We start from the raw sequence: 7,144 nt of genomic DNA, 5'->3' as shown, positions 1-7,144 counted from the left end.
CGCCATCGAAAGCATGCACATGCAACTGCGCAAGATCGTCAAGAACCGCGGCCACTTCCCCAGCGACGACGCCGCCAGCAAATTACTCTATCTGGCCTTGCGCAACATCGAGAAGGACTGGAAGATGCCGCCTATCACTTGGCGGCAAGCAGCCAATCAGTTCGCCATTCTCTTCGGCGAGCGCTTCACCTGCGCCATCAGCTGAGATTTTTTTACCGACCTCAGCACACAAGATTTCTGACAGGTCCTGTTCAGTGATTTTTTGTCTTGCTGCTTGGCGGTGTTTTGCGTTTTTATGCAGTAGCCGCCTCCCCGGCTACTGTATAAAACCTCAAGACAACAACCAAAACAAGCCCCCCCAAGGCACAACCCTTGCGCAAAAGAACAAAAACCCAAAATCCCAAATCGGAGAAAAGCAAAATGCACATCATCTGCCACATGATGTCCTCAATCGATGGCCGCAGCCTAACCGACAATTGGAAGCTCCCCTTCGCCTCCCCATGTTATGAAGAAACCGCCGCAACCTTCAAAGCCAACGCCTGGGCCTGCGGCCGCGTAACGATGCAAGAAATCTCCCACGGCAAAGACTACCCCCGAGGGTTAAAAAATGCGCCCATCCCCCGCACGGATCACTTCACCAACCGCACCGCAAGCCAATACGCGATATCAATCGACCCAAAAGGCAAAGTCGCATGGAAAAGCGACACAGCTCTGGACTCGCATATCGTCGAAGTACTGGCAGAAAATGTGGACGACGATTACCTCGCCCATCTGCAATCAATCGGCGCGTCATATCTGTTCGGCGGAAAAACCGACATCGAACTAAAGCACGTCGTCGATACGCTCGAACGTGAACTAAAAATCGAAAAACTGATCGTCGAAGGCGGCGGCCACGTGTCCGGTGCATTCGTCAATGCAGGACTCGCCGATGACGTCAGCGTGCTGCTCGTCCCGCTGGTCGATGGCCGTGAGGCGCATACCTCGTCGTTCGAAGTGGCAATGGACCAATGGAAACAACCCGCCTATCTCAAGCTCAAATCCGTCGAAAAGCTCGACAACGATATCGTCTGGGTGAAGTATTCGCGCGCCTGAAATTACATAAGAAGCCGCGTATAGTCGCAATAGCGTCCGAATCATAAGCCCGCTGCCACAAGCCGCGGGCTTTTTTCATGCGCAATGAACCGTTGACCAAAGGCTATATCCGAACGTATATTGCGCTCACACGGGCAAACTTATCATCACCACAACATGCCCTTCGGCATCCGAATCATCGCGACGTCACCTCGTCCCCTGCAAGAGGCTGAACCGCACGATGTCCAAGGCATCCATCGACTCGCACATGCTTCGTGTGCTGCATACGCTATTGACCGAATCGAGTGTGTCGCGCGCGGCGAATCTGCTCGGCCAGTCGCAGCCAACCGTGAGCATCGCGTTGCGGCGGCTGCGTGAAATCACCGGTGATCCGCTCTTGGTACGCAGCGGCAGCCGTATGGTGCCGACCAGTCACGCGCTCACGCTGATCGAACCGACCGCGCAGGCGCTCAGCAATATCGATGCGATCCTTCATCCGAATACGAGCTTCGATCCCGCTGAAAGCACGCGCACGTTTCGCATCGGTTCGCCCGATTATCTCGATGTGTTCTTCGTGCCCGCCGTCATCGATGCCTTTCATCAAGCCGCGCCGCTTGCAAAGCTTGAATTCAAGCATCTGATGATGGTCGAAGGTGGCTATGAAAATGGCTTAGAGACCGGTCTGCTCGATCTCGTGATCGGCAACTGGCGCACGCCGCCGCAGCATCTGCATTTGCAGCCGCTGTGTCAGGACGAACTGGTCTGCCTGATGCGCGCGGAGCACCCCGTTCCGCACGGCGCGCTGACACGCGAAGCCTACGAAGCCGCCGAGCATCTCTCGGTGACTACGTACAACACGACTGCATGGGGCACCATCGATACGGAACTCGCGCGCAACGGACTCACGCGCACCGTCACCACCACGCTGCCATACTTCGGCATGGCGCCTTATGTGCTGGTGCGATCCGATTTGCTCTTCACGACCACGCGCGCGCTGGCCTCGCACTATGCGCGGCTGCTGCCCTTACGTATCGAACCGGTTCCGGGTGCGGCGTCGGGTCTTACCTACTATCAGTTGTGGCATGAGCGCACGCATCGAAGCACGGCGACACGATGGCTGCGCATGCTCGTGACCAACGTCGCACGTACGCTCGCAAGCGAAACCGGTACGCATGCGCTGAGTTGATCGCTTAATCAGGAAACCGAACGAAAAAAGACGCCGCGTGTTCAAGGCACGCGGCGTCAATGCGGTTTTCATATCGGGCGACAGAACCCTCCATGCACAAGCCGCCGGTCGGTCAGACGTAAGCTCCGTCGTTATGGTTATCGTGGTTCAGAATGCGCCGCTGCTCATTGCCTTGAGCAAAGCAGCTTTGCTTTGCGTAGCCTTGCCAAGCAAAGCAAAACCCAGGGCGCGTCGATCGGATGCGTGCTCGCAATACGCGCTGAAACCCTCTTCGTTCGATGCAAACCGCCACGCTCCCGCTTCATCCGGCAACACCACCACCGTTGGCGATGCAGGTGCTTTCACCGTCACCGGCATAAGCGGAAACTCGACACGTGTAGGCTCGCCGGCGAGCGTGCGAGCGAGTGCGCGCGCTGCGTGCATGATCGGCAGCACATACGGCTGCACCTTGCCTTCGATCGCCGCGCAATCGCCAAGCGCATAAATATGCTCTTCGCTGGTCCGACACCATGCGTCCGTGCGAATGCCGTTGTCGATCGTCAGACCCGCATCGGCCGCAAGCGTGATGCGTGGTGCAAGGCCAATTGCGGACAAGACGAGATCGGCTTTCAGCACTTCATCGTTCGATAAGGTGAGCGTATAGCGTTGTCCGTGTTTATCGACGGAACGTACGGATTGACCGAGACGCAAGCGAATGCCGTGGCTCTCGAGTGCTTGTGCAAAGGCATCGCCTGCTTGTTCGGGTAGCAAACGCGACAGCGGTGTCGATGCAGGATCGATGACTGTCACGTCATAACCCGCCAAGGCAAGATCATTTGCAAACTCGCATCCGATCAAACCCGCGCCCAACAATGCAATCGATCTGGCATCCTGAAGAAATGTTCTGAAGCGGCCATAATCATCGAGCGAATTGACGCTCAGCACCTCATGGACCGCGTTGCCTGCAAGCGGAATCCGTCGCGCCTGTGCACCGAGCGCAAGCACCAGTGACGCGTAACGAAGCCGCTCGCCATTGAGCACGATCTCACTCGCTTGCGGATCGATGCGTTTGACTTGCGCGCGCGTCATGATGCGCGCGCTCAATTGCGAACGCATGGTGTCCGCATCGAACGTGACGAGATCGTGCGGCGCTTTTTTCATCGCTAGCGCGTTGGACAGCATTGGCTTCGAGTAGAAACAGCCGTCGTCTTCGCTGATCAACACCACCGGCTTGTGCGCATCCAGTTTGCGCAACTCACGCGCAACTGTATAACCCGCCATACCCGTACCGACGATCACCACCGGCAGTTCAGTCGTCGTGCTCATGCGATCACCACCTGCATATCGAAGTCCTGTTTGCCGGTTCCGCAATCAGGGCACAGCCAGTCGTCGGGCACGTCTTCCCAGCGCGTGCCTGCCGCAATGCCCGCTTCAGGCAGGCCTTGCGTTTCGTCGTAACGGAAGCCGCAAATCACGCATTCCCATATCTTCACGATGCCGCTCCTTATCGTACGTACGCCTGACCAAGTCCGATCTCCGCCAACGCCCGCCGATACGCGCCCGATGAACGATCCGCGAGAATCGGCGCTTCTGCGGCGCGATCGATCGGCAAATCTTCGGGGCATTGCAATTCGACGATCGCGCGGTCTTCCTCGAAGACTTGCCGATTGAATGCGAAGACATCGTCGAGCGGAAGGTCTTTATCGAAGTTGCGCACGATCGGCACGAACAAACGCGTCAGACGTGCTGAAACGGGGCTTGCCGCGTTCAATATCGCCAGGCGACCTTCTTCTGGGAACTGCACCGTCAGGCGTGCGAAGAATGGCACATCGACATCGAAGATACGACGCCAGGGAAAGTCATCCGGCGCACGATGCTGCATCGACTTAGGGAAGTTGCTGACCGTGCTGACGTATTCCGCACGCAGGCCGCTGCCACGCCGTTCGACCGTGTATTTCGGCACCACAGGATTAGTACGGTCTGCGAAGCTATGGTGATGAATCCATGCGAAATGCGCGACATCGATAAAGCCTTCAGTTTGCCGTCCCGCCGACGCGTTGATATCGATCGATGGCGGCAAGATCTGCTGAAAGCCTTCGGTGTTCCACAACGGAAAGTCTGGCAAAGGCTGCGTGCCGCCGCCAAGCGAAACCCAGATCAAACCGTACGCTTGCTGCACCGCATATGTCGTGAGATGCAGGCGATCAGCAATCGGCCCGCCTTCCTGCGATGGAATGTGCTTGCACTTGCCGTCCGTGCCATAAGCGAGACCGTGATAAGGACAGACGATATTGCCGTTTTCCACCCAGCCCTGACTCAACGGCGCGCCGCGATGCGGACATACATCGCGTGCGGCGACGAGTTCACCGTTGGCGCGAAAAATCACCAGCGTTTCATCGAGTAAAGTCGCACGAAAAGGCTTGTCCGCAATATCCGATGCAAACGCCACGGGGTGCCAGTACTGACTGAGAATCTGCCAGTCGTGGGCATCGAAGGTGCAATTGCGGGGCATGTTGGGCGCGCGCTGGAAGGTGAGCGGCGCGACGGTGGGCGTTGCCATCGTAGTGTCTCCTTGGGGACGGTTCGGTTTGACCGCGTGGAAACAACGATAGCGGGATGAGCCTGCGCGCCCAATCCCACGAAGGACATTGACTCTATGTAGAAGACGCTATGAATTCAGCGCGTGAGCGCATATCGGGCAAGAAACATGTCGACCGCCGACGTCGCTACTTTCTTTTGTTCGCGCTTGTTCAACGGTGGCTGTCCCATCGAGACTTGCGGCCAAAACGCAAAGATCTTCACTAAGCCATGCAATTGCTGCGCTGCAAATAACGGGTCTTTTACATCGAGACGCTTATCAGCGGCGGCGGCGCGTATCCAGATCGTTACGTCTTCTTCGCGCTCGCTCAGGCGCGCAACCGTTTCGCGCGCGCGCTCGGGCGAATGAATGCCCGCTGCAATGGCTACGCGTGCAAGCGCCATCGCGTTTTCATCGTTTAAGGCGTGCAGTTTGCGCAGGACCAGTTCGAGAAGCTGATCGTGCAAGGGTTGATCGGCGTGATAGACGGCCGCATCGTCAACGCGGCTCGCATTCCATAGCGCGTGAAGAATCTCTGCAAATAAGGCTTCTTTGCTCGGAAAGTGGTTGTACACCGTGCGTTTCGATACATCTGCGCGCGCAGCGATACGGTCCATGCTCGTGGCTTCGAAGCCCGAAGCGATGAATTCCTCGATCGCCGCGTTCACAATGGCCGCGCGCTTTCGGTCGGTCAGGCGTGTAGAAGATAGGTTCGTGCTCATGGCGATGATTTTACACTCACCAGTTTACTTCCATCTCGAAACTAAACTACACTGCGTAGTGTACTTTTACGCTTACGTGAATCGAGTAAATCGAACATGACGACGCCTGCTTCCACCCTCAGCCGCATATTCGGCTTTGCCGCCGCTCAACGCGGTCGCCAGTTGGCCGATCGTTCGCCGCAACATGACGGCGAGCGCTTCCGCAACAGTGCGCCGCGACCGCGCGAAGGGCTTGGCAAGACTTTGCGCATCATGTGGAACATGATCTTTCACAAGCCTGGCGGCACCGTGCCCGATCACGCGCCGCGCGTCGAAACGATCACGCGTGCGCAACTCGATGCTGCGCCGGATCGCAGTCTGTATCGGCTCGGACATTCGAGTTTGCTGCTGAAATTGCGTGGTGAATTCTGGCTGCTCGATCCGGTGTTTGGTGAGCGGGCATCGCCATTCAAGCGCATGGGGCCAAAGCGCTTTCATGCGCCGCCTATCGCGCTGGAAGATTTGCCACCATTGCGCGGGGTGCTGTTGTCGCACGATCATTACGATCATCTGGATCGCGAGACCGTGCTTTCACTTAGCGATACTACGCAAAGTTTCCTTGCGCCGCTCGGCGTTGGCGACCGGCTGATCGAATGGGGAATCGATGCAGCGAAAGTGCATCAGCTCGACTGGTGGGACAACGCGGAATTCGGCGGCGTGGAGTTTATCGCCACGCCTTCGCAGCACTTTTCAGGCCGCAGTCTGTTCGATGCCAACAGCACACTGTGGGCCTCGTGGGTGATCGTCGATGATGACATGCGCCTGTTTTTCAGCGGCGACAGCGGTTATTTCGATGGCTTTCGTACTATCGGTGACAAGCTCGGGCCATTCGATATCACGCTGATCGAAACCGGCGCGTACGATCCGCAATGGCCGTACGTTCATATGCAGCCCGAAGAAACTGTGCAAGCTCATGTCGATCTGCGTGGACGATGGCTCGTACCGATACACAACGGCACCTTCGATCTGGCGATGCATCGGTGGGACGAACCGTTCGAGCGCGTAACGGGATTGGCGCTGGCACGCGGTGTGGCTGTATCGACACCGCATATTGGCGAGCGTTTGAATATCGAAGCACCGCATCGAGGCGAGCGCTGGTGGCGTGATGCGCCAGAAACGGTGCCAACGCCGAAATGGCGCTTTTGCCGCGATGTGCCGCAGCAGCAGCCGTAATCAGGCGTTCGCATCCTTCAGGCGCTTGCGATGCGCCGCCACTTTCGCACGGTTCCCGCACACACTCATGCTGCACCAGCGGCGCGCGTGACCGCGTGTGTGATCGGCGAATAGCAAGGTGCAGGCATGGCCTTCGCACTGCTTCACCATCGTAAAGTCTTCCTCGCTGATCAGTCTGGCGAGCGCTTCCACTACAGGCATCAACAATGAATCGGGCGTGCTGAAGCGGCGCGTCATGCGGTATTCGATACCGCTGTCGCCCGCGACCACTTCGCCATGCAGTTCATCGTGTTCCAATGCACGATTGAGCCGCTCGAATTCCCGCATATCTTTCGCGGATAGCGCGCGGCCTTTGCGCTTCATCACCACCGCTCTGAACCATTCGCGCAGTCCTCT

The 7,144-nt window shown here is 57.5% G+C and carries 9 protein-coding genes; 4 read left to right on the top strand and 5 right to left on the bottom strand.

All coding sequences use genetic code 11. The features are described 5' to 3' along the window. From P7F28_RS04605 to P7F28_RS04595, 3 genes are all read left to right on the top strand, one after another. Nucleotides 1-205, top strand: a 205-nt coding sequence (locus tag P7F28_RS04605; protein WP_277183261.1) for a transposase, incomplete at its 5' end; no start/stop codon positions are given. Nucleotides 206-420: 215 nt separating this feature from the next. Further along, complete coding sequence (locus P7F28_RS04600) at nucleotides 421-1,092, top strand: dihydrofolate reductase family protein (protein WP_277183260.1); 672 nt, start codon at nucleotides 421-423, stop codon at nucleotides 1,090-1,092. Between the two features lie 220 nt (nucleotides 1,093-1,312). After that, on the top strand, nucleotides 1,313-2,257 hold the full coding sequence (locus tag P7F28_RS04595; RefSeq protein WP_277183259.1) for a LysR substrate-binding domain-containing protein: 945 nt from the start codon (nucleotides 1,313-1,315) through the stop codon (nucleotides 2,255-2,257). Between the two features lie 147 nt (nucleotides 2,258-2,404). Here the strand turns inward: P7F28_RS04595 and P7F28_RS04590 are convergent, their stop codons facing one another. The 4 genes from P7F28_RS04590 to P7F28_RS04575 form a co-directional block, all read right to left on the bottom strand. Next, nucleotides 2,405-3,562, bottom strand: a complete 1,158-nt coding sequence (locus P7F28_RS04590) for an NAD(P)/FAD-dependent oxidoreductase (RefSeq protein WP_277183258.1) — start codon at nucleotides 3,560-3,562, stop codon at nucleotides 2,405-2,407. Beyond that, the gene (locus tag P7F28_RS04585; RefSeq protein WP_277183257.1) at nucleotides 3,559-3,729 is read right to left on the bottom strand and encodes a rubredoxin; all 171 of its coding nucleotides are present in this window, start codon (nucleotides 3,727-3,729) and stop codon (nucleotides 3,559-3,561) included. Before P7F28_RS04585 ends, P7F28_RS04590 begins: the two co-directional genes overlap by 4 nt. A gap of 11 nt (nucleotides 3,730-3,740) precedes the next feature. After that, nucleotides 3,741-4,796, bottom strand: a complete 1,056-nt coding sequence (locus tag P7F28_RS04580) for an aromatic ring-hydroxylating dioxygenase subunit alpha (protein WP_277183256.1) — start codon at nucleotides 4,794-4,796, stop codon at nucleotides 3,741-3,743. A gap of 116 nt (nucleotides 4,797-4,912) precedes the next feature. Next, nucleotides 4,913-5,536: a TetR/AcrR family transcriptional regulator gene (locus P7F28_RS04575; RefSeq protein ID WP_277183255.1), complete on the bottom strand. Its 624-nt coding sequence runs from the start codon at nucleotides 5,534-5,536 to the stop codon at nucleotides 4,913-4,915. A gap of 96 nt (nucleotides 5,537-5,632) precedes the next feature. Here P7F28_RS04575 and P7F28_RS04570 point away from each other — a divergent pair, with 96 nt between their 5' ends. After that, nucleotides 5,633-6,748: an MBL fold metallo-hydrolase gene (locus tag P7F28_RS04570; RefSeq protein ID WP_277183254.1), complete on the top strand. Its 1,116-nt coding sequence runs from the start codon at nucleotides 5,633-5,635 to the stop codon at nucleotides 6,746-6,748. Here the strand turns inward: P7F28_RS04570 and P7F28_RS04565 are convergent. Further along, nucleotides 6,749-7,144 (bottom strand): CGNR zinc finger domain-containing protein (locus tag P7F28_RS04565; protein WP_277183253.1); only part of this gene is annotated, 396 nt, incomplete at its 5' end.

This window comes from Caballeronia sp. BR00000012568055 (assembly GCF_029439455.1).
Classification (GTDB): domain Bacteria; phylum Pseudomonadota; class Gammaproteobacteria; order Burkholderiales; family Burkholderiaceae; genus Caballeronia.
The sequence above is the reverse complement of the archived record's forward strand: the minus strand, read 5'-3'. Positions and strand labels throughout refer to the sequence as shown.